Source organism: Mesorhizobium sp. M1088, assembly GCF_040318575.1.
Lineage (GTDB): Bacteria > Pseudomonadota > Alphaproteobacteria > Rhizobiales > Rhizobiaceae > Mesorhizobium.
The window spans coordinates 24,757-44,692 of sequence record NZ_JAMYMO010000025.1; the positions used below are offsets into that span (position 1 = coordinate 24,757).

General features: G+C 59.1%; 15 protein-coding genes, 1 pseudogene and 1 riboswitch. Of the genes and pseudogenes, 10 read left to right on the forward strand and 6 right to left on the reverse strand.

Translation table 11 applies throughout. From position 1 onward, the window contains the following. Positions 1–30: 30 nt before the first annotated feature. Both metK and NKH49_RS23485 read left to right on the forward strand, forming a co-directional pair. The gene (gene metK, locus NKH49_RS23480) at positions 31–1,206 is read left to right on the forward strand and encodes a methionine adenosyltransferase (RefSeq protein ID WP_352542141.1); all 1,176 of its coding nucleotides are present in this window, start codon (positions 31–33) and stop codon (positions 1,204–1,206) included. A gap of 109 nt (positions 1,207–1,315) precedes the next feature. Beyond that, the gene (locus NKH49_RS23485) at positions 1,316–2,308 is read left to right on the forward strand and encodes an adenosine kinase (protein WP_352724979.1); all 993 of its coding nucleotides are present in this window, start codon (positions 1,316–1,318) and stop codon (positions 2,306–2,308) included. Between the two features lie 32 nt (positions 2,309–2,340). On the opposite strand, the gene NKH49_RS23490 is transcribed toward NKH49_RS23485, so the two are convergent. Further along, on the reverse strand, positions 2,341–3,018 hold the full coding sequence (locus NKH49_RS23490; protein WP_352724980.1) for a transposase: 678 nt from the start codon (positions 3,016–3,018) through the stop codon (positions 2,341–2,343). Between the two features lie 286 nt (positions 3,019–3,304). On the opposite strand from NKH49_RS23490, the gene NKH49_RS23495 reads away from it, so the two are divergent. After that, positions 3,305–4,933: an MFS transporter gene (locus NKH49_RS23495; RefSeq protein ID WP_352724981.1), complete on the forward strand. Its 1,629-nt coding sequence runs from the start codon at positions 3,305–3,307 to the stop codon at positions 4,931–4,933. A 497-nt stretch (positions 4,934–5,430) separates the two neighbouring features. Next, positions 5,431–5,631, forward strand: a riboswitch (cobalamin riboswitch). Positions 5,632–5,726: 95 nt separating this feature from the next. Continuing rightward, positions 5,727–8,078 carry a 5-methyltetrahydropteroyltriglutamate--homocysteine S-methyltransferase gene (metE, locus tag NKH49_RS23500; protein ID WP_352725031.1) on the forward strand — a complete coding sequence of 784 codons (2,352 nt, stop codon included), beginning with the start codon at positions 5,727–5,729 and terminating at the stop codon, positions 8,076–8,078. A gap of 351 nt (positions 8,079–8,429) precedes the next feature. Here the strand turns inward: metE and NKH49_RS23505 are convergent, their stop codons facing one another. After that, on the reverse strand, positions 8,430–9,020 hold the full coding sequence (locus tag NKH49_RS23505; RefSeq protein ID WP_352724982.1) for a hypothetical protein: 591 nt from the start codon (positions 9,018–9,020) through the stop codon (positions 8,430–8,432). Positions 9,021–9,135: 115 nt separating this feature from the next. Between NKH49_RS23505 and NKH49_RS23510 the strand changes: the two are divergent. From NKH49_RS23510 to NKH49_RS23520, 3 genes and pseudogenes are all read left to right on the forward strand, one after another. Beyond that, positions 9,136–10,473, forward strand: a pseudogene (locus NKH49_RS23510) (IS1380 family transposase). A 261-nt stretch (positions 10,474–10,734) separates the two neighbouring features. Continuing rightward, entirely contained in the window at positions 10,735–10,929 is a 195-nt protein-coding gene (locus NKH49_RS23515) for a hypothetical protein (protein WP_352724983.1), read from the forward strand. 472 nt (positions 10,930–11,401) lie between these two features. Continuing rightward, positions 11,402–11,704 carry a hypothetical protein gene (locus NKH49_RS23520; RefSeq protein ID WP_352724984.1) on the forward strand — a complete coding sequence of 101 codons (303 nt, stop codon included), beginning with the start codon at positions 11,402–11,404 and terminating at the stop codon, positions 11,702–11,704. A gap of 552 nt (positions 11,705–12,256) precedes the next feature. Here NKH49_RS23520 and NKH49_RS23525 read toward each other — a convergent pair. The 3 genes from NKH49_RS23525 to NKH49_RS23535 form a co-directional block, all read right to left on the reverse strand. After that, complete coding sequence (locus NKH49_RS23525) at positions 12,257–12,433, reverse strand: hypothetical protein (protein WP_352724985.1); 177 nt, start codon at positions 12,431–12,433, stop codon at positions 12,257–12,259. A 771-nt stretch (positions 12,434–13,204) separates the two neighbouring features. Next, positions 13,205–14,260 (reverse strand): cytochrome-c peroxidase, encoded by a 1,056-nt coding sequence (locus tag NKH49_RS23530; protein WP_352928039.1) that lies wholly within the window; start codon positions 14,258–14,260, stop codon positions 13,205–13,207. Positions 14,261–15,066: 806 nt separating this feature from the next. Then, positions 15,067–15,369 (reverse strand): DUF982 domain-containing protein, encoded by a 303-nt coding sequence (locus tag NKH49_RS23535; protein ID WP_352928042.1) that lies wholly within the window; start codon positions 15,367–15,369, stop codon positions 15,067–15,069. 431 nt (positions 15,370–15,800) lie between these two features. On the opposite strand from NKH49_RS23535, the gene NKH49_RS23540 reads away from it, so the two are divergent. Continuing rightward, the gene (locus NKH49_RS23540) at positions 15,801–16,271 is read left to right on the forward strand and encodes a Ros/MucR family transcriptional regulator (protein WP_352594544.1); all 471 of its coding nucleotides are present in this window, start codon (positions 15,801–15,803) and stop codon (positions 16,269–16,271) included. 250 nt (positions 16,272–16,521) lie between these two features. Here the strand turns inward: NKH49_RS23540 and NKH49_RS23545 are convergent, their stop codons facing one another. Then, positions 16,522–16,734: a cold-shock protein gene (locus NKH49_RS23545; RefSeq protein ID WP_023721434.1), complete on the reverse strand. Its 213-nt coding sequence runs from the start codon at positions 16,732–16,734 to the stop codon at positions 16,522–16,524. A 357-nt stretch (positions 16,735–17,091) separates the two neighbouring features. Here NKH49_RS23545 and NKH49_RS23550 point away from each other — a divergent pair, with 357 nt between their 5' ends. Next, entirely contained in the window at positions 17,092–17,346 is a 255-nt protein-coding gene (locus NKH49_RS23550; protein WP_352452611.1) for a hypothetical protein, read from the forward strand. Between the two features lie 961 nt (positions 17,347–18,307). Next, positions 18,308–19,726 (forward strand): M16 family metallopeptidase, encoded by a 1,419-nt coding sequence (locus NKH49_RS23555; protein ID WP_352928045.1) that lies wholly within the window; start codon positions 18,308–18,310, stop codon positions 19,724–19,726. Positions 19,727–19,936: the final 210 nt, after the last annotated feature.

Here is a 19,936-nt window from a genome sequence, read left to right on the forward strand (position 1 = left end):
ACAACTCCAACACCCGAAGCGAGGCATTTCATGGCTAGGCAGTTCGTGTTCTCTTCCGAATCGGTTGGCGCGGGACACCCGGATAAGTTGGCCGACAACATCTCGGATGCCATCCTCGATGCCATCCTCCGCACCGATCCCAAGGCGCGCGTCGCCTGTGAAGCGTTGGTAAAATCAGGGATGGTCGTTCTGGCTGGCGAGATTACCAGCGATGCGCAGGTGGATTATAGCCAAGTTGCGCGCGATACGATTCTCGATATTGGATACGACAACGAGGCCGTCGGCTTTGACGGCCGGCGTTGCTCCGTCGTTCATGCACTCACCGAGCAGTCGCCCGACATCAGCCAGGGCGTTGACGAGGGACGAGGGCAGGACCTCCAACAGGGAGCGGGAGATCAGGGCCTCATGTTCGGCTACGCATGCCGCGAAACCGATACTCTGATGCCTTTGCCGATCCAGCTCGCTCATCGCTTGACGAAACAACAGGCAGATGTCCGGAAAGCACGACAGCTTGGCTGGTTGCGTCCTGACATGAAATCCCAAGTCTCAGTGCGCTATGAGGGGTTGCGCCCGGTCGCCCTGGATACCATCGTCGTATCGACCCAACATGACGAGCAGGTCTCGCAAGAGACGGTCCGCGAGGGCGTCATTGAGGAAATCATAAAGCCTGTCCTGCCGACCCACCTGGAGACGGAAGGCATCAGAATTCTGGTCAACCCGACGGGGAGGTTCGTAGTCGGCGGGCCGCGCGGCGACTGCGGTCTCACTGGACGCAAGATCATCGTCGATTCCTATGGTGGGATGGGTCGTCACGGCGGCGGCGCCTTTTCGGGCAAGGACCCGTCCAAGGTTGACCGCTCAGCTGCCTATGCGGCCCGGTATGTCGCAAAGAATATCGTCGCTAGCGGACTTGCGGACGTCTGCGAGGTGCAGCTTGCTTACGCAATCGGCGTGGCCAGTCCGGTTTCTGTCATGGTCAACACGTTCGGAACAGCGAGGGTTGAGGAAAGAAGGATCGAGCGCCTCATTCTTGAGTTGTTCGATCTCAGACCGAAGGGCATTATCAAGATGCTTGATCTCTTACGCCCTATATACCGCAAGACCGCGACCTATGGCCATTTCGGCCGTGAAGAGCCTGATTTCACCTGGGAGAAGACAGACAGGGCCGACGAATTGCGTCGCGAGGCAGGACTTGCCGCCCCGTGAGGGCTGGCGCCGAACGGATTGGCAAGCGCAAAGCCCATTCCCACTGGCCAGACCCGCCCGCGCCCGGCGTGACAGAAAGCCGGTGGTTTTTTGGCGGAGACATGAATTGATGCCGGACTATGACGTGCTTTGTATCGGAAATGCCATCGTCGACATCATCGCCCAGTGCGATGAGGCGTTCCTGGAGACCAACGGCATCATCAAGGGCGCGATGAATTTGATCGACACGAGGCGCGCCGAACTGCTCTACAGCCGCATGGGCCCGGCCATTGAAGCCTCGGGCGGCAGCGCCGGCAACACGGCGGCGGGCGTGGCCTCCTTCGGCGGTCGCGCCGCTTTCTTCGGCAAGGTCTCCAACGACGCGCTCGGCGAAATCTACGCGCATGACATCCATGCCCAGGGCGTCGCCTTCGACACCAGGCCGCTTAACGGCGAACCGCCGACAGGGCGCTCGATGATCTTCGTCACGCCCGACGGCGAGCGCTCGATGAACACCTATATCGGCGCCTGCGTCGAGCTCGGGCCGGAGGACGTCGAGGCCGACAAGGCGTCGGGCGCCGCCGTCACCTATTTCGAGGGCTATCTGTGGGACCCGCCGCGCGCCAAGGAGGCGATCAGGCAGACGGCTAAGCTCGCCCACGCCGCCGGGCGCGAAGTGTCGATGACATTGTCGGATTCGTTCTGCGTCGACCGCTACCGCGACGAATTCCTCGATCTGATGCGCTCCGGCACCGTCGACATCGTCTTTGCCAACAGCCACGAGATCAAGTCGCTCTACCAGACCGCGTCATTCGACGAGGCGCTGGCGCGGATCCGCAAGGACTGCAAGATCGCCGCCGTCACCCGCTCGGAAAAGGGCTCGGTGATCGTGCGCGGCGACGAGACCGTGACCATCGAGGCGACCAGGATCCGCGAGCTGGTCGACACCACCGGCGCCGGCGACCTCTATGCCGCAGGCTTCCTCTACGGCTACACGCAAGGCCGCAGCCTGAAGCAGTGCGGCGACCTCGGCTCGCTGGCAGCCGGGCTGGTCATCCAGCAGATCGGCCCAAGGCCACGGCAGAATCTGCGCCGAGAGGCGGAGCAGGTGGGATTGCTGTAGGTGGCGAGCCAAGAACCAGCTGCCCAGCCTCCTTAATCCAGCCCGAGCCTTTTCTTCAGTTCCGCATTCTCCTTGCGGAGACGATCGGCAAGCAGGCTCTTTAGCCGCTTGTTTTCTTCCTCGAGCGCGACGAGATCCTTCAGCCCGTCACTGTCCGCCGCCGGCGCCGCCGCCTTCTTCCAAAGATAATATGTCTGTTCCGAGATGCCGGCTTGCTTCACCGCGCTCTTGAGAGTAGCGCCGCCGCCGATCGAGGTCTCGATCTGCGCCAGCTTCTGGGCACGATCCTTCGCGGAGTAGCTCTTTCGGCCTGTTCGCGCTGACGGCGGTGCTTCAGTGGTCGCGGATATCGGCTTGGCGCCCTCCTTGCGGGCAGGCGCGCTCGCCTCAGCTTCTGGCTTCCTCGACCGCCGCGCTCTCGTCTTCGGTTTTGGCGTTTCCGCTTTGTCTGCCGGTGCGCTAGGAACTACTGCTGACTCGGTTTCCAGGGGATTGGCCATGAAATGCTCCACTCGCGGTTTGTGCAAAGGTTCAGCATCAAGGGCCACTACAGTAGAGTCAACAAGCTGACGATTTAACGGCTCGACTTCCTTTGTTGTCTCGGCCATCGCGGCGGCGATGTCGAAATTGCCCCAGATGGAACGTGCGGATTTTTGATAAATGCGCTTTTGTTTGACTTCCACGGTGAATGGTCGCGTCTGCCGCCTCATAGTTCCTTCCTGAATAGAAGAATGAAGTCGCCGCTCGAATTTTTGGCGCTTCCTGCTTAGCGCGGAGCATTATCGTATAGCCGCTCAACGGGCAAGTGATGCCGGTCTTCGATGGCTGACCCATCTGGGGAGATTTGAGCGGCTTCGCGCGTCCTGCGCATGCCTGTAAGGCCGCCAAGTTTTCTGGGTTAGCAGGCGCGCCACTGTGGCAGCTTGGCTTGTACGGCGAGGCCATGGTTGAGTGAGGCGAACCAAAGCCCCGCGCTCGATCCCGAAGCTTCCCACAATGGCGAAGAGAACATCTTCACTCGTTCCTTTTCAGCACAAGACCTTCCGTTCGCTATGGTCGGCTGCACTCGTTTCGAACCTTGGCACCCTGGTGGAAGGTGTGGCGGCGGCTTGGCTGATGACGAGCATCGCCACCTCCCATGGAATGGTGGCGCTCGTCCAGTCATCGACCACCCTCCCCTACATGATCTTCTCGCTCGCGGCGGGAGCGCTCGCGGACAACTTTGACCGTCGCCGGATCATGTTGACTGCGCAACTGCTGATGGTCTGCGTATCCGCCTTCCTGGCGTTCCTGACCTATGCGGGGGAAATGACACCCTGGGCCCTTCTGGGTCTCACCTTCCTGATCGGCTGTGGTTGGGCATTGCACGATCCCTCTTGGCAAGCCTCGATGGGGGATATCCTGCCTCGCGAACACCTGCCTAGCGCGGTTGCGCTCAACGGCATGAGCTACAATCTCATGCGCAGCATCGGGCCGGCGATTGGCGGCATAATCGTGGCCACAGCCGGTGCGGCCTTCGCGTTCCTCTTCAACGTCTTTTGCTACTTCGCTCTGATCGCTGCGCTGTTGCGGTGGAAAGCCGTACGGGCACGACAAGCGCTGCCGCGGGAGGCTTTCGGCAGTGCGATGGCGGCGGGCTTCCGTTACGTGCTCTTGTCGCCGAACCTTCTCAAGGTGATGTGCCGGAGTTTCATTTTCGGCCTCACCGCCGTTGTCATTTTGGCTCTCCTGCCGTTGGTTGCTCGCGAACAGGTCAAAGGGACCGCGGTCACCTACGGCGTGATGCTTGGCTTCTTCGGCCTGGGAGCGATTTGCGGCGCGCTCCTCATCGGGCGGGTCCGAGAAGTTCTCTCCAACGAATGGGTCATTCGCGGAGCGTTCTTTATATTGGCGATCAGCTGCTTCTTTCTGGCATGGAGCGAGCACGTTTGGCTGAGCTGTCTGCTCCTCATGCCAGCCGGTGCGGCCTGGATTCAATCATTCTCGCTATTTAACGTCACAGTGCAGCTTTCGGCACCGCGGTGGGTGGTTGGACGCGCCCTGTCTCTCTATCAGACGGCCACATACGGCGGCATGGCGGCGGGAAGCTGGCTTTGGGGCGAACTGGCGGACGTCCAAGGTGTTTCGGGAGCCTTCCTCGTCGCCAGCGTGGTTCTTGTGATTGGTGGACTGATGGGGATCGTTCTGCGTCAGCCGGATTTCGAAACGCTCAATCTGGATCCGACCAACAAGTTCAGCGAACCGACGCTGCAACTTGACCTTCGGCCACGAAGCGGTCCGATCATGGTGATGGTCGATTATCGTATCGATCAGAGAGATGTCCCAGAATTTCTCAGTGTGATGACATCGTGGCGAAAAGCGCGGCTGCGAGATGGCGCCAGACAATGGGCGTTGCTGCGTGACCTGGAAAAGCCCGAACTATGGACCGAGTGCTATCATGTGCCAACCTGGGTCGAGTATGTTCGCCACAACAACAGGCAGACCCAGGATGACGCCGAAATCGTTGCGCGCCTGGAAGCGCTGCACCGTGGCGATTGCCCGCCCAAGACGCATCACAAGATCGAACGCCAAACCGTGCGCGTGCACGACGATTTGCCGCTCAGGCCTCATTTGGACAGGACTTGAGCTGGCCCGGTGGTTTGAGCCGGGTTACCTTGAGCCGGTGGGCTGCGAACAAGCAATTCGAGACGTCGGCCTCGATCCTCCGCAACACGCCGCTGCGCCGGGCCTCGGGTGCTCCCCTCGAAATCGTTGTGTCGTATCACCGAGGGCATCACGGCCAACACCTTCCACATGGGCAACAGCCTCGCCATTGAGTCGAATGTGGTCGCGAGCAGATCACCAAAGAAGCGGTCGGAACCTCGGAGCCGAAGTTCGACGCCGAGGTGGCGTTCGCATGATGAGGGAAGCAGCACCACGGCACTTGCCGGTATGTTTGCCGCCGGCAGCCGACGAACTCCTATCCTCCTGGACCGCTGTGCATCATTGCTTTGATTTACCGGCCGCTCAAGGCTTCCACAGTTTTCGCTTTCGAGGCGACCTTTGGGGACATGCCAACGGAAATTTAATATAACGACATAAACATTTCTTTATGCGGCGTTGACAAAGAAGCGAACTGCTGTGATTGTCTCCCGTGTCGTGGTTCTCCGTACGGCGCTGCCGCAGCGGAGCTAAGAGGGAAGCCGGTGCGATGCCGGCGCTGCCCCCGCAACTGTTAGCGGCAAGCCAACCCCACTCATGTCACTGAGGCGAATAGCCTTGGGAAGACGGGTAGAGGCTATGACCCCGCGAGCCAGGAGACCTGCCACGGCGAATTACGTCCACGGGCGGGGTGTCTCGGTGGCCGCTGCAGCCTGGCGTTCGTGCCGGCGTGCTAGCGCCTTCCTTGTCACCGACGCCCCAACCATCGGGGTATGGCATGACTGTCTCTCAGCAAATTCCTGTAGCAACGCTCGGCGTGCCGCGCTTCGGTCGTCGGCGAGAACTGAAATTCGCGCTTGAAAGCTACTGGTCCGGAAAATCTTCCGCCGCCGACCTTCTCACGACGGCGAAGGCGCTCCGTGCCGCTAGCTGGGAGGAGCAGCACGATCGCGGCGTGTCGAAAATCCCGTCGAACGACTTCTCGCTTTACGACCATGTGCTCGACACCGCAGCCATGGTCGGCGCCGTTCCATCCCGTTACGGCTGGAATGGCGGCGAGGTCCCACTTGACATCTACTTCGCAATGGCGCGCGGCAACCAGGGTCAGACGGAGGATTGTGGACACGTTGGCCACCAGCAGGCGGCTCATCGGCCTGATGTAACCGCGATGGAAATGACCAAGTGGTTTGACACCAACTATCACTACATTGTGCCGGAACTCGACGATGATCAGACGTTCGCCCTCTCGTCGACGAAACCGGTCGACTACTTCCTCGAGGCTAAAGCTCTCGGCATTCACACACGCCCAGTCATCCTTGGACCGATCACCTTCCTCAAGCTGGCGAAATCGCCTGCCGAAGGATTCGATCCCATCGCGCTCCTGCCGCGGCTGCTGCCCGTCTACGAGCAACTCCTGCAGAGGCTGAAGCTGTCGGGAGCCGACTGGGTGCAGATCGATGAGCCAGCGCTTGTCCTCGATCTGAACCCGAACGAACGAGCTGCGTTCGAATTCGCCTATGGCCAGCTGTCAAAAGCCGCGCCCGAGTTGAAGATCATGCTGGCTACCTATTTCGGGCCGCTGGGAGACAATCTCGAAACCGCAGTTTCTTTGCCCCTGGCCGGGCTGCATATTGATCTCGTGCGCGCTCCCGAGCAGCTGGAAATGGTGGGTCGGCTCGCTCCGAAGGATCTGGTGCTCTCGCTTGGCCTGATCGATGGCCGCAACGTCTGGCGTGCGAACCTGCCCGCCATTCTCGACCGCATCAAACCGATCGTCGCCGGCTGGCCCTTGGACCGCGTCGAGATCGCGCCTTCTTGCTCGATGCTGCATGTGCCGATCGACCTGCGCATGGAGACGGAACTCGAGGCGGACATCAGGTCGTGGCTCGCCTTCGCGGCCCAGAAGACCGACGAGCTGGTCTTGCTGGCCCGGGCCCTGTCCCAAGGCAGGGATGCGGTGGCAGGCGCGTTGAAAGCGTCTGCCGAGGCTGCCGCCACTCGCGCGACATCCACGAAGATCCATGACCCACTTGTTGAGGGGCGGATCGCCAGCATTGACGACAGCATGAAGCGACGAGAGAGCGCTTTTGCCAAGCGCTCCAGAGTCCACGCCGGCACGCTCGGGCTGCCGCCGTTCCCGACGACGACCATCGGATCCCTCCCGCAGACGCCGCAGGTACGCAGGGCGCGGGCCGCTCATGCGAAGGGCCAGCTGAGCTATGTCGACTACGAGACCTTCCTGAAGAAGGAGATCGAGGCTGCAATTCGCTGGCAGGAAGAGATCGGGCTGGACGTGCTGGTGCACGGTGAGTTCGAACGAAACGACATGGTACAGCATTTCGGCGAGCAGCTGTCCGGCTTCGCCTTCACCCAGCATGCCTGGGTGCAGAGCTATGGGTCGCGTTACGTGCGCCCCCCCATCATCTTCGGCGACGTATCGAGGCCCAATCCGATGACGCTGCGCTGGTGGCAATTCGCCCAGTCGCTTACGGAATACCCTGTGAAGGGAATGCTCACAGGCCCAGTGACCATTCTCAACTGGTCTTTTGTTCGCGACGACGTACCCCGCTCCGAGGCATGCCGCCAGATCGCGCTTGCCATCCGCGACGAAGTGACGGATCTCGAATGGTCCGGCGCAAGGATGATCCAGATCGATGAGGCCGCGTTTCGCGAAGGATTGCCACTGCGCCAGTCTGATTGGAACGACTATCTCGACTGGGCTGTCGAATGCTTCCGGATCGCTTCAACGGGTGTAAAGGACGCGACTCAAATCCATACCCACATGTGCTATTCGGAGTTCAACGAGATCATCGACGCGATCGCTGAAATGGATGCGGATGTCATTTCGATTGAGACGTCGCGCTCGAAGATGGAACTGCTGGACGCCTTCACGAGCTCCAAATATCCGAACGAAATCGGTCCCGGGGTCTATGACATTCACTCACCACGCGTCCCGGAAGTCGGCGAGATTTCGGACCTCGTCATGCTTGCCCGCGAGCGACTGTCGGATGCCCAACTGTGGGTAAACCCGGACTGTGGCCTCAAAACACGCAAATGGGAGGAGGTCCGCCCTGCCCTCATGAACATGGTCGCTGCAGCACGTGCGCTCCGGGAGAAAGTGCAGGCCTGAGGCTTCCTGCTTCCTCATCATGTGGTGAGTTACCGGTTGCCGCATGTCGGCCGTAAAAGTGCAAAACGCGATCACATCCCTTGAAATAAGTCGCTCGAGCGAAAGTGTGCAATTTCCTTCGCCACGTGTCCTAATCGCGCAGGAATATGAATGTGGACAATACGACATGGATTACTCAGTCTAGCTCTGGACTCCTTGGAAAGGCTGGACTCCTTGAGCCACAAGGGGTTCAGACTTCCAAGGGAACTCAACTGGCGGTATTGCTTAAGCAGCGCGCAGCCCCTGCCGCGATCTGCGCAATCAGATTCCACGTCGACTAAATGGTAGAATATTTTTTAGAAAAGCGCCTCGCTATGATTGAGGCAGGCGCTTCTGTTTTGCATGAACCTGAGGGGGAGGCACCCACAGAGCGTCAGGCAAGAGCAGTTTGTTTGGGGTTGTCAGAGGTCCAGAAATTGTGTTGTCTTCAATGACACAACAAAGAAGCCAAAGGTTGGTATCGAGCAGCCATATTTCATGCGCAACTCGTCTGAGAGTGGTCAAATCGCTCTTGAAGGCCAATGGATCGATTGCGTCAGCTTTCTTGCTCCTGCGCGCTAGGATGTATTCTCCGTCAAATTTGCCAACCATCCAAGCATGAGCAACCGTGTTTCGATTTTGCCGGTTGATGTCATATGCATCTAACGCATTGAGGATCAGTGCAGTACCGTCCGTGTGGAATGAGCGGCTTGCCAAAATCGCTTTGATGCGGGTGCAGATGGCGACATCGCCGAGATCGTAAACGAGTGCCCACGCTTCTTTGTCTGCAATGCCGGAGACCTTGCAAAACAGTAAAAAAAGCCAGAATTCACACTGATTCCATCGAAGCGTTATGACGCCAATGGCGTGCAATCGCTCGGGCGACAGTGGAGAGTTCTCGGCAATCCAAGGATCTGAGTTCATGTCAGCTAACCTGAAAAATTCACGGTGGGTTGGCGGATGTGGTTCAAGCCGTTGAAATGACGTAGGATTTGGTTGCTAAGGCCGATCCGAATCATTTCCGGAGACCACACCCGCCATGAATGATCTTACGCTGCCGCTGAGCGGCTTGTCATCTGTCGGCGGCAAGTCCGTTCGCCCGTTTCGACGGCGGCATGCTGTCGTCGGACATTGGCGTTCTGGCTCTAGCAGAGGTGGAGAAACGACTGCGGGTGGCCGACCGTCTGGCGCGCTGCATCGATGATCCACGCAGCCCGGACCAGGTCATCCACCACTTTGCAGATATGATCGGCTTCCGCATGAAGATGATCGCCGCCGGTTACGAGGATGGCAACGACGCCAACCGGCTGCGTTCCGACCCGGTGTTCAAGATGGCCCAGGATGCGCCCCCTTCGGGTCGGGATCTGGCGTCGCAATCGACGATGTGTCGGCTGGAGAACCTACCCGATGTGCGCTCGCTGCTCGCCATGGGCCAGACGATGGTCGACCTCTACTGCGCCTCCTTCCGGCAGATTCCGAAGCGGATCGTGCTCGACATCGACGACACGTTTGACGCCGTGCACGGCAACCAGCAGCTCCGCCTCTTCAATGCCCATCACGACGAGTACGGCTTCCAGCCGATCGTTGTGTTCGATGGCGACGGCCGGTTCATGGCTGCTGTCCTGCGACCGGCCAAGCGGCCAAGTGGGGCTGAGATCCGCGCTCACCTGCGCCGCCTGGTGCGGGCGATCCGGAGCAACTGGCCGAACATCCGGATCCTGATCCGGGCCGACGGTCACTATTGCAGCCCGCAGATCATCGACTGGTGCCGCGCCAACGATGTCGACTTCATCCTCGGCGTTCCGCCCACCACGACCCTGCGCAAGCATGTCGCGGACCTGGAAGCCCGCACGACGGCGCGCTTTGAAGCGTCACCGAAGACGAACAAGGTCCGCAGGTTCAAGGAGTTCCTGGATGGGGCCGCCAGCTGGAGCCGCGTCGAGCGCATCATAGCGCGGGTCGAGGTCGGTGCCCAAGGTGCTGACACCCGCTTCATCGTCACCAACCTCGCCGGTGGAAGGGCCAAGGCGCTCTACGAGGATGTCTACTGCCGGCGCGGAGCGGCCGAGAACCACATCAAGTCCTGGAAGACCCATCTCGCCGCCGACCGAACGTCCTGCACAAGAGCGACGGCCAACCAGTTCCGGCTGTTCCTGCATGCCGGCGCCTACTGGCTCATGTGGGGCCTGCGCGCTGCGAGCCGAAACGCTCCAGCTTTGCCGTCGCGCAATTCGACACGCTGCGTTTGCGCCTCATCAAGATCGCTGCGCGGGTGGTCGAGATGAAGACGCAAATCCGCCTGCACCTGCCGACATCCTGCCCCGACCAACGCATCCTGCGCATCGTCCTCGATCGTATTCCGCGGCTCGCGACATAATCATTGGGCGCAGACGCCCCGAAACGAACCCGCCGACCGCAACCTGCAAACCCCACCTGCCATCACGACGGATCACCGCCGGCGCCTGACGAGGTTCGCGGAAAAGCGCCCAACAGCGGCCACATCGCCGCTTCAGGCCGCCAAAACCTCATCGCCGTGCATCAAGGCGGCTAAATGACCAGTTTGAATCCGGCGCAATTATGTGTTTCGACATCGGCGCGAACTCCGATATGCCTACCGGGAACCATAGGAGGAAGTGCAGTGTTTTTCCATGACGATGCCGAGATTGAGGAAGTGGTCAAAACAACCGTGGACGTGCTCAAAGGAGCGGCTCGTCAAATCGGGAAGGCTGATCGGGGTATCAGTACAGAGCAAATTGCGCGAATAGAGGAAGCCTTCCAACAATTACACAGCACGCTCGACTTCAAGAAAAAATTAACGCCAATCGAGCCTTAGAGATTGGTACCGCCAGCTCCCACGAAATGACGGCACCAAGAAGGGTCATCAACAAGCGCCTCCTTCTCTCACGAATAATTAGCATTGTCAATATACGCGCGGCTCAAGTTAGAAACGCTGAGACCTAAGCCCGATCTATACAGCGGATTCTGCGAGGGTAACTACTTGTATCTTTCTGCGCTCATTCTGAGAGGTGGTTACACTCTGTTTTCCGGCTGCGTATTGCCCGGTCCGATAGACGAGCACTGCCAGCGTTTAGTATAGCTTTTTTAAGCACCTTTTTAGCAATCTCGGCTGACCTTTCTGATCTTAAACTCTCGGTAAGGCCAATTTCATATCCCGGCTTCTGTAATGGGCAGTAAGACTTGGGGTGTTGAATATGAGAACTATTAATCTATTGGCCGTTGGGTCAGTATGCGCCGTCGCCGGTTGTCAAACGGCCACCTACACGCAATACATGCCGGGACCGCCGTTGGAATATGCGCAAGCCAAGTGCAATATGCTCGCACCAAGCGTCGATCAAGGATTTATCGCAATGGGGTCGCCGAGCTATGTTGCTGGCGCAGCTTTAGGCAATGCCCTAGATAATGCCATTGCTGAACAGCAATTCATCAAGAACTGCATGATATTGCAGGGTTGGCGACAGGATGCCCCCGGTGCAAAGAAGTCTTCAACGTCGCTGGCATCAACGCAACTACCGCACCAACGAACAGCAAAAAAGCGGCCAACCGCGCAAGAGCTTGGCATCCCGGGGCAAGTCGTGGCGGGACAGTGAATACACAGGGATGCGGGACGGCCTCACCTTGTTAGTCGCGCCGAGGCAACGCTATTCGACAAGGGCTGCGACGTTAACGCTCTAACGGACAACCGCGTCGATCCCTATCAGAATGCGAGGCCATGGACTGGATTCAGGTGGTACGGAGCGTGGGTAGTCAGGTGGTCCGGAGTCATTCAAAAGCCATTGATTTTATTTATATTTAATTCGCTTTGATATCGGCTCCTTCGGAAAATACAGGCCCCGCCGCTTCGTACACGCGTCGTTTCTTAAAGTACATTGCTTGTCGCGTTCGCTCTGGTGGCGATAATATATTGTGCTGCGCGTCTGTCCGCTTCCCCAGTCGATTAGCGCAGACTACGGCCGAGGTGGCAGGATTCGGGTGGTGCCAGCGTCCCGCCAATTCGGAGATCGGTTAGGCCTTGACCCTCGCCAGCACCCGACTTAGCTTCTATAAGCAACTTGCGTAGCGATCTGGTGTGCAGCCCGATGACATCGAACTCATCCTGTACGCGGATATTTCGGAGGACCCATGCCTCCTCTTTGACGTGATCACGCCCGATGGCGTGCTTCAGCTCTTGGGAAACGTGGAGATAGCCAGTAACCAATCTTGTCGTCCGTGACCTGCATATTGGGGGCGATGCCGAGGTCCAGTGAGGATGGTCCAAATTGCGCAAGCTCGGTCGAGTGATCGCGGAGAAGCTTAATGTCGACTACATCGAAATTCATGGAGCGGTTCGGACAACGGGTGCGAACCCGGGACGTCGTTCCGGTGTCGTCAGGCTCTCCCGTCCGACTGAGCCTCAGTTGTCTTCACGGCGCGAATACTCCTGAGGCCGCCCGGATTCTCGTTAAGAGACAGCTGCCGCTCAGGACGGCCCACGCGATACTCACGGAGATGGTCGATCACGGCAAAGCGTTCGTGACGGTTCCTTGCGTCGACGACCTATTGGCACTGAGGAATGAACTGTCGTCCGCAGGCGTGATCGCGAAGGTTCATGCGCCGCGGCCGATAAGTGTTCGCGAAGTCCGGGATCGCACGAAGCTCTCTCAGGAGGCATTCTCGGTGAGGTATGGCCTCGATCTGGCAACGCTTCGAAACTGGGAGCAAGGTCGCTCGAAACCGGATGTAGCGGCGAATACTCTCCTTTGGACCATCGCCCGGAATCCGGAAGCAGTCGAAGAATCGCTGGACATGGAGGACGGAGTGGCTACCCCATCGCCCTAAGGGGGGCCGGTCACTCCGGCGCGCGGCTATTCGGCCGCCATGGCCGGCCGCCGCGCGGTATCGACAGCGCGCGAGCCTCATGCGTCAGACACCTTCCTTGGCATGTCGCACGCCAGATCCCAAACATGATTCCATCGCAACGAGCTGGTGACGGAAGCAGTGTCTGCACTTTGGAAACGAGCCATTTGCGTTCTCATGGACGTCGCGATCGTCTCGTCCCAGTAAAAGTCGCAATCATTGTCAATTGCGATGTTCCGCAGTCAGCTGGCCGTTTATTTTCCTAAGATCTGCATTATAGGCCGGGGTGTTGTCGCCGTTTCGGCGGGTAAGATGGGATAGGCGACCTCGGGTGCCTTTCCGGTCAGCGAGTTGAGGAAGGCAACAAGCAGGTCGACTTCTTCGTCCGCCAGTACCACGCCAAGCTGGGTGGTTCCCATGATGGCAACGGCCTGTTTCAGATCCCAAACCTTGCCCGAATGAAAGTATGGCGCGGTGAGTGCAACGTTGCGCAGCGGCGCCACGCGGAAAACATAGGAATCGTCGGCAGTATTAGTGACCGCAAATCGGCCCTTGTCTTTTTCCGGCAGGACCTCGGCGCTGGGCTGTTCCACGAGGCCGAATGGGTAATAGGCTTCCCCACCAACGTTGATACCGCCATGGCAGGACGAGCAGCCTTTGTCCATGAAAAGCGCCAGGCCCTGTTTCTGTTCGGAAGTCATGGCAAGCTCATCACCATTCAGGAAGCTGTCGAAGGGGGCCGGCGTGACCAGTGTCGCCTCGAAGGCTTCGATTGCCTTGGCGAGGTTGTCGAAGGTGACCCGATCGGCTTCAGCCGGAAAAGCTGCATCGAACCACTCGACATATTGCGGCATGGACTTGAGCGTGGCGATGACTTGGCCCGGTGTATTGGCCATTTCGATCCCGGCTTGGACCGGTCCCTTCGCCTGAGCCTTCAGGTCTTCGGCACGACCATCCCAGAACTGGGCGATGTTGAAGACAGCGTTCAGTACAGTCGGCGCGTTGCGCGGTCCCTTCTGCCAACCATGGCCGATCGAGGTTTCGTGATTGTCGTCGCCGCCGGTGGCCAGGTTGTGGCACGAGTTGCACGACAAGACGCCTGACGCAGAGACGCGTGGATCGAAGAACAGTGCCTTGCCGAGAGCGATCTTTTCCGGGGTGATCGGGTTGTTGGCGACTGCCGGCGTGGTGGGTGGCAAAGCCTTGAAAGTGGCCATTGCCGTTTCTCTGAGGTCTGCGGGGATCGAATCCGCAGCAAAGGCGGTGGCTGTCAGCAAGGGGACAGCCATCGTACTGAATAGGATTTTCATAAATGATCTCGCTGCGTCGTGCACGCAGCCACTCTGGGATATGCGGCTCATGAACGCCCTGCGCTAGATCAGTTGCGGGAGAGGACCGGGTGGTCTGACACCTGTTTTCGCGGCAGAGCTTGGACCGTCCCGGAATTGAACGCTCTTCTCGATGGGATTTCAGGGAGGCGGAGGATCGCTGCTCGGCAAGCGGCAGCGCCGGAGCCGTGCTCCGGTTCTCTCTGCGCCTTCTACCATGAAGAAATCGGGTCCGCCGCTGTCGGAGATTTCGGTTCGGGTTATCTGTTCCGCTGCAGGTCCTGCTCGATTTCCGGCGTGCCTTCGCCAGATCGACGTTGGCCCAAATCGATTTTCGTCTTGTAGCACCCTTTGGCGAGACAATCTTATTTCGACTGTGGAGGGCCGTTTGGGGTGAGCGAAATTAAACGATTTCAAAGGACGCCCGAGTAGCTGTTTTGATTGGCTTGTGAGGCCTATAGCCTCCATCGAGCGAGTATTGGCAGACGACGGAGCACAATTTTGGCTTCGTTTATCATCATGATTCAATGGGACAACTGCTTTGCAATAACTACACGGCAATTTGCTATCATTAATTTGAGAGAACCAAGTCCCACGCAGTGATTTTCACACCGGAAGCGTTGCAGTCCTGTCGCGAGAAGCTGATTTATAAATACAACAAGATGATTAACATCGCCATAGCGGGAAAATATTGTTTGTTCGCTATAGTACGCTCCAGATGCCGGCGAAATCTCGATACAATAACCTCGTCGGCGTACCCGCTCCAGCCTCACACACGACTGCGACGCCTATACTTGCGCTTTTCCACTGCCCGACATGCAGGCAGCGAGCCATTGCATCGCGGAGGTTGCATCTTCCAATATGGCGACCTGTTTCGCAAAGCGGAAAAAAGTCTTGCGCGCTGCGCTCGCAGGTTTTTGTCCGTTGTATGCATCAAAGCACGCCCTGAGGGCGGCTTCGTAGATCCGGTCTCTGCGATCTTCGGGCCATTCGTTGAGAAAATCGATAGCATCCGCAGGACTGGCAATCTCTCGCACGATGTGCGCTGCACGCCTTACGAAAAGTGGGCTGCTGAAAGTCCCTGAGCTCATTTCGTTCCCCGACTGCTGAACCGCTAGTCTGCGTGAACAGGCGCCTTCTCCCGCCCACCTTTGCGGAATGTGTTGTCACAGCGACAGCGGTTCAGTAGCAAAGCAGCGGCGTGATGTCCTCGGTTTACCAGCGGGCCAATCCCTAACATCCTGCTGCGAGGGCGGCTCACCGGATGAATCTACATCGTTTCGACCCTTGCGAATCAACGCTTTCCTCCCGCGCACGGCCGAGACGCCTGAAAATGCGCAAGGACCGCGGCAGGTCGCCAACAACGGACGGATCAACGGTCACGGCCGGCGGGATACCGCGCCATAGATGTCGCTTGACGAGCATCGCAATAATCGTGTCGAGACCTTTGTTGCTTTCAGCGGCGACCGCCACTATGAAGCGACGCTTCGCCGACTGTGTTTCACGCCGCCTGGAGAGTTTCATGACAGAAGAAGCCGAAAAAAACATCGACACCCTCATCGAGCTCACGGCCGATGTCGTCTCAGCCTATGTCTCCAACAATCCGATCCCGGTGGGGGATCTCCCTGCCCTCATCGGCCAAGTGCACGCGGCTCTGAAAGGGACGGCCGGAGGTGTCTCTGCAGAAGAGCCGGTTGCCCTTACGCCTGCAGTCCCGATCAGGAAGTCGGTGACACCGGACTACATCATCTCCCTTGAGGACGGGAAGAAATTCAAATCGCTAAAGCGCCATCTGTCGACCCACTATGGGCTGACGCCGGATGGATATCGGGCCAAATGGGGCCTGCCGGCGGATTATCCCATGGTCGCGCCGAACTACGCCGCGGCGCGCTCGTCATTGGCCAAGACGATGGGGCTCGGCCGCAAACCGAAAGCGCCGGAAGCGCCGGAGCCGGCGCCGACGAAGCGAACCCGCAAGAAGGTCGCGGCTTGATTTCGGCAATCGAGATTCGTTCTGGAGCGTTGCAGCCATCGGCTTAATCTGCGCGTCATATAAAAAGGCGGGGCCAACCCCGCCTTCCTTTCAAACAGCCTTGTTTCATGAGGAATTCAATTCGCCACGCCTTGCAGCGATCTGCTGCCCCGGCCTTGCAGTTGAGCCACGTTCTTGCTCGCTCTTGTCGAGCGGCCGTGAGTCCCTCGTGACGTACCGCGCCCACTCTTGCCAGGATGCAAGAGTAAATTCAGCCAACTTTGCTGAGACTGCCAGCGGAAGATTTGCCAGTGCGGCGGTCCTGTTCAATCTCATACTTGATCTTCTGGCCGTCAGCGAGGGTCGAGAGGCCCGCGCGTTCGACAGCGGAAATGTGGACGAAAACATCCTGACCGCCATCGTCGGGTTGGATAAATCCAAACCCCTTGGTGCTGTTGAACCACTTCACTGTTCCGGTCGCCATATGCGTATTCCTTTTGTAACAATTGCAACGTCGGCAGGCCATTTGGCCAGTCCGATTCATAGCCGAGACTTAGGGGCAGCAAAACGAAAAATTTCAAGGCCGCTTGATGGTCGGCGGCAACTGGCGTAGTCCATTGTGGCCGTGGTCGCCAGCAAGCACTGTCCTACACTACCGCTCGAGCATGGCCGGAAGCGCCCCCGACCCTTCCAACGCTCCTCAGCGCCACGTCTATGGCTGGTGCTTGGAGGCACGAGACGTACGGCCGACCGCTGCTCGTGCCGCCAGGTCAAGGGCCGGGTAGTTCACGGAGCTACCTTCGTGCATAACGGCTTGGCAAGCGCTTGAAGGAGTTTCGTATTGGATTGTTTCAAGAGGGTCGAGGGGTTAATCGATGCCACCAGCGTGGAAGCGATCGATAACGCGCGCGTTTTGCTGGACCAATTCAAGGGCAAGTCAGAAACAATCGCCCAAGCGATCGACGACTTCCTACTTGATTTCATGACCTTGCTGTTTGTGGTAGAAGCTACCCGCGAGCGGTTCCACAATCCGGCGAGGCGGTTGGCGCGCATCAGATTGAGCAGGATCAGGCTGTTACTCACCCGATGCTCTTGACCTTAGGGACCACGCCGCCAGGGATGCGTTTGCAGCCGCAAAGAAGGCAAAATCTGTTCGCCGGCAAACCGAGCACAGCCAGGCGGCATTTACGCAGATGAATTCGATCGCGACCGCCAAATTCTTCTGTTTGGTACCCAGCGACGTCGGCAAGCGCGGACAGCTTCCGTGCTGCTGTCCTCCAGCGACAAACGTGCCTGCATGCCCCCATCCACGGCGAGCTCGACGGTTGTTTCTTACGTTTGACCAAGGCCCCGCGCAAACACTCCCCTTTCCCGCAGCAACTCATCAGGCTCAACGGCCTCGCGGCAGGCGCATTACGCCAGAAGCGCGCAACCGCATCGTTTTTTCCCGCCCGAGTGCTACGACCTGCGTTTTCCAACGCCTCGCGGATATCGCCCAACTCGCCGATCTTTGACCAGATCCGTCCTAGCGCGCGAGCAGGCTCCGCGCTCGAGTTGGCTGGGCTGCTCACGCCTCTGCCCTTCAGCATCGACCCGGTCTGGCTGTCGAGGACAGGGTTCCGCTGGGGCGACCAACATCTCCATTCTCACCGTCAGTGCAGCGGCCATACGAAGCGCGTCCTATACCCCTCCCCGGCAGCGCGCCCAATCGTCGTCCGAACGAAGAAGATATTCTCAGCCGCGCGCGCGTCGCGTTCGGCCCTGTCCGATGTCCGACAATGTCGGATGCGCAACATGGCAGAGCCCGATTTTGTCTACTGCCTCGAACGGTTTTCTGATCTGGCACGGTGCATGCTTGGTCATCCGCAAGGCGTCGCGGACCAAGGAGAATCCGTCCCATGATCACCTCACCAAGAAATACTGCCGCAGGTCTCCTGGGTTCATCCAAAGATGAGGCTCGAGCAGGGCCTGGCACCATGAAGAGCTTGTTCATCTGGCTCGGCGCTGCCCCCCGATCCTCCCACGCGGGGAGACGGGGACGCAGCGACTTCATCAAAATGAGGAACAAATCACTTTGCCTCGAACCTTGCCTTTCGACCAGCCACCACAACCGGAGCCATCGATCGTCCCCCTGGCTGCGCAAGGCGTTCACTGCCATCGCGCTGGCCCTGGTGACGACCACTCCGGCTCTGGCCGCCACCGACGGCGGCAAAGTGACGGATTTCCTGCTCGACAACGGTATGGAAGTGGTCGTCATCCCGGATCACCGCGCGCCGATCGTCACTCATATGGTCTGGTACAAGATCGGCAGCGCCGACGAGCCACCCGGCAAATCAGGCCTTGCCCATTTCCTCAAGCATCTGATGTTCAAGGCGACGACCAACCACGCCGCCGGCGAGTTCGACCGAGCCGTCTCAGCCATCGGCGGCTACAATAACGCCTTCACCGCCTATGACTACACCACCTTCCTCGAGACGGTGGCGCCCTCGGCGTTGGGTGAGATGATGGGCTTCGAGGCCGATCGCATGTTCAACCTCATCCTCAACGACGATGATATCAAGACCGAGCGCGACGTGATCCTGGAGGAGCGCCGTTGGCGCAGAAAGACGAACCCGCAGGCTCTGCTGGACGAGGAGGTCAACGCGACGTTGCGGCAGAACCAGCCCTACCGCATTCCGGTCATCGGCTGGATGCAGGAGATGGAGAAGCTGAAAACCGACGCATTCACCATCTACAACAAATACTATCGACCGAACAACGCCGTGCTGGTGGTGGCCGGCGACGTAGAGCCGGAGACGGTGAAGGCGCTGGCCGAGAAGACCTATGGCAAGGTTGTGCGCGGGCCGGACCTGCCCCCGCGCAACCGCCCGGTCGAGCCGGAGCAGAACACCAGGCGCACAGTGACGCTGACCGATGCGCGCGTTTCGGTGCCGAGCTTTTCCACTCAATGGGTGGTGCCGTCCTATCATACGGCAGAGCCCGGCGAGGCCGAGGCGCTCGACCTGCTGGCCGAGATCCTCGGCGGCGGTAACCGCAGCCGGCTATATCAGGAGCTTGTCGTCAAGCAAGGCATAGCCTCGGCGGCCGGCGCCTCCTTCCAGGGCACCATGCTAGACGACACCAATTTCACCCTCTCCGGCTCGCCGCGCGGCGATGCAAAGCTCGTCGATCTCGAAGCGGCGGCCGTTGCCGAAGTCGCCCGGATCGCCAAGGATGGCGTCACCAGCGACGAGCTGGACAAGGCTAAAGACCGCTATATCCGCTCGGTGATTTTTGCGCACGACGAGCTGGACCACATCGCCAACATTTATGGCAGGACGCTCACCACCGGTGGCAATGTGAAGGACGTGCTCGAGAGGCCGGACCGCGTCCGCGAGGTCACCACCGACCAGGTCAAGGCGGTCGCCGCGCGTTATCTGGTGCTCGACCATTCGACCACAGGCTATCTGTTGCCGCAGCAACAGGCGGGGAATTGATAAGCTCCATCCCCATGCAAATGCGCCGGCCGGTCTTCCCTCGGCGCGCCTTCGCCACCCTGTTCCTCTCCATCCTCTTTGTCATCTTGCGGGCGCTCGCCCGGTAAACGGGATCTGTTTAAAGCCGCGAGGAGCGGTTTTCGCGGGCCTTGCCAGGCATTTGCCGGTTGAGGCGTCATTATTTGGGGTGCGCTCCTCCTCAGGCCAGCC

What these genes read in the sequence shown, in the direction of transcription:
- NKH49_RS23485 (WP_352724979.1), top strand. Translation starts at nt 1,316, where the DNA reads ATGCCGGACTATGACGTGCTTTGTATCGGAAATGCCATCGTCGACATC.
- metE (WP_352725031.1), top strand. Translation starts at nt 5,727, where the DNA reads ATGACTGTCTCTCAGCAAATTCCTGTAGCAACGCTCGGCGTGCCGCGC.
- NKH49_RS23495 (WP_352724981.1), top strand. Translation starts at nt 3,305, where the DNA reads ATGGCGAAGAGAACATCTTCACTCGTTCCTTTTCAGCACAAGACCTTC.
- NKH49_RS23490 (WP_352724980.1), bottom strand. Translation starts at nt 3,018, where the DNA reads ATGAGGCGGCAGACGCGACCATTCACCGTGGAAGTCAAACAAAAGCGC.
- NKH49_RS23505 (WP_352724982.1), bottom strand. Translation starts at nt 9,020, where the DNA reads ATGAACTCAGATCCTTGGATTGCCGAGAACTCTCCACTGTCGCCCGAG.
- NKH49_RS23540 (WP_352594544.1), top strand. Translation starts at nt 15,801, where the DNA reads ATGACAGAAGAAGCCGAAAAAAACATCGACACCCTCATCGAGCTCACG.
- NKH49_RS23545 (WP_023721434.1), bottom strand. Translation starts at nt 16,734, where the DNA reads ATGGCGACCGGAACAGTGAAGTGGTTCAACAGCACCAAGGGGTTTGGA.
- NKH49_RS23530 (WP_352928039.1), bottom strand. Translation starts at nt 14,260, where the DNA reads ATGAAAATCCTATTCAGTACGATGGCTGTCCCCTTGCTGACAGCCACC.
- metK (WP_352542141.1), top strand. Translation starts at nt 31, where the DNA reads ATGGCTAGGCAGTTCGTGTTCTCTTCCGAATCGGTTGGCGCGGGACAC.
- NKH49_RS23535 (WP_352928042.1), bottom strand. Translation starts at nt 15,369, where the DNA reads ATGAGCTCAGGGACTTTCAGCAGCCCACTTTTCGTAAGGCGTGCAGCG.
- NKH49_RS23555 (WP_352928045.1), top strand. Translation starts at nt 18,308, where the DNA reads ATGAGGAACAAATCACTTTGCCTCGAACCTTGCCTTTCGACCAGCCAC.
- NKH49_RS23525 (WP_352724985.1), bottom strand. Translation starts at nt 12,433, where the DNA reads ATGAATTTCGATGTAGTCGACATTAAGCTTCTCCGCGATCACTCGACC.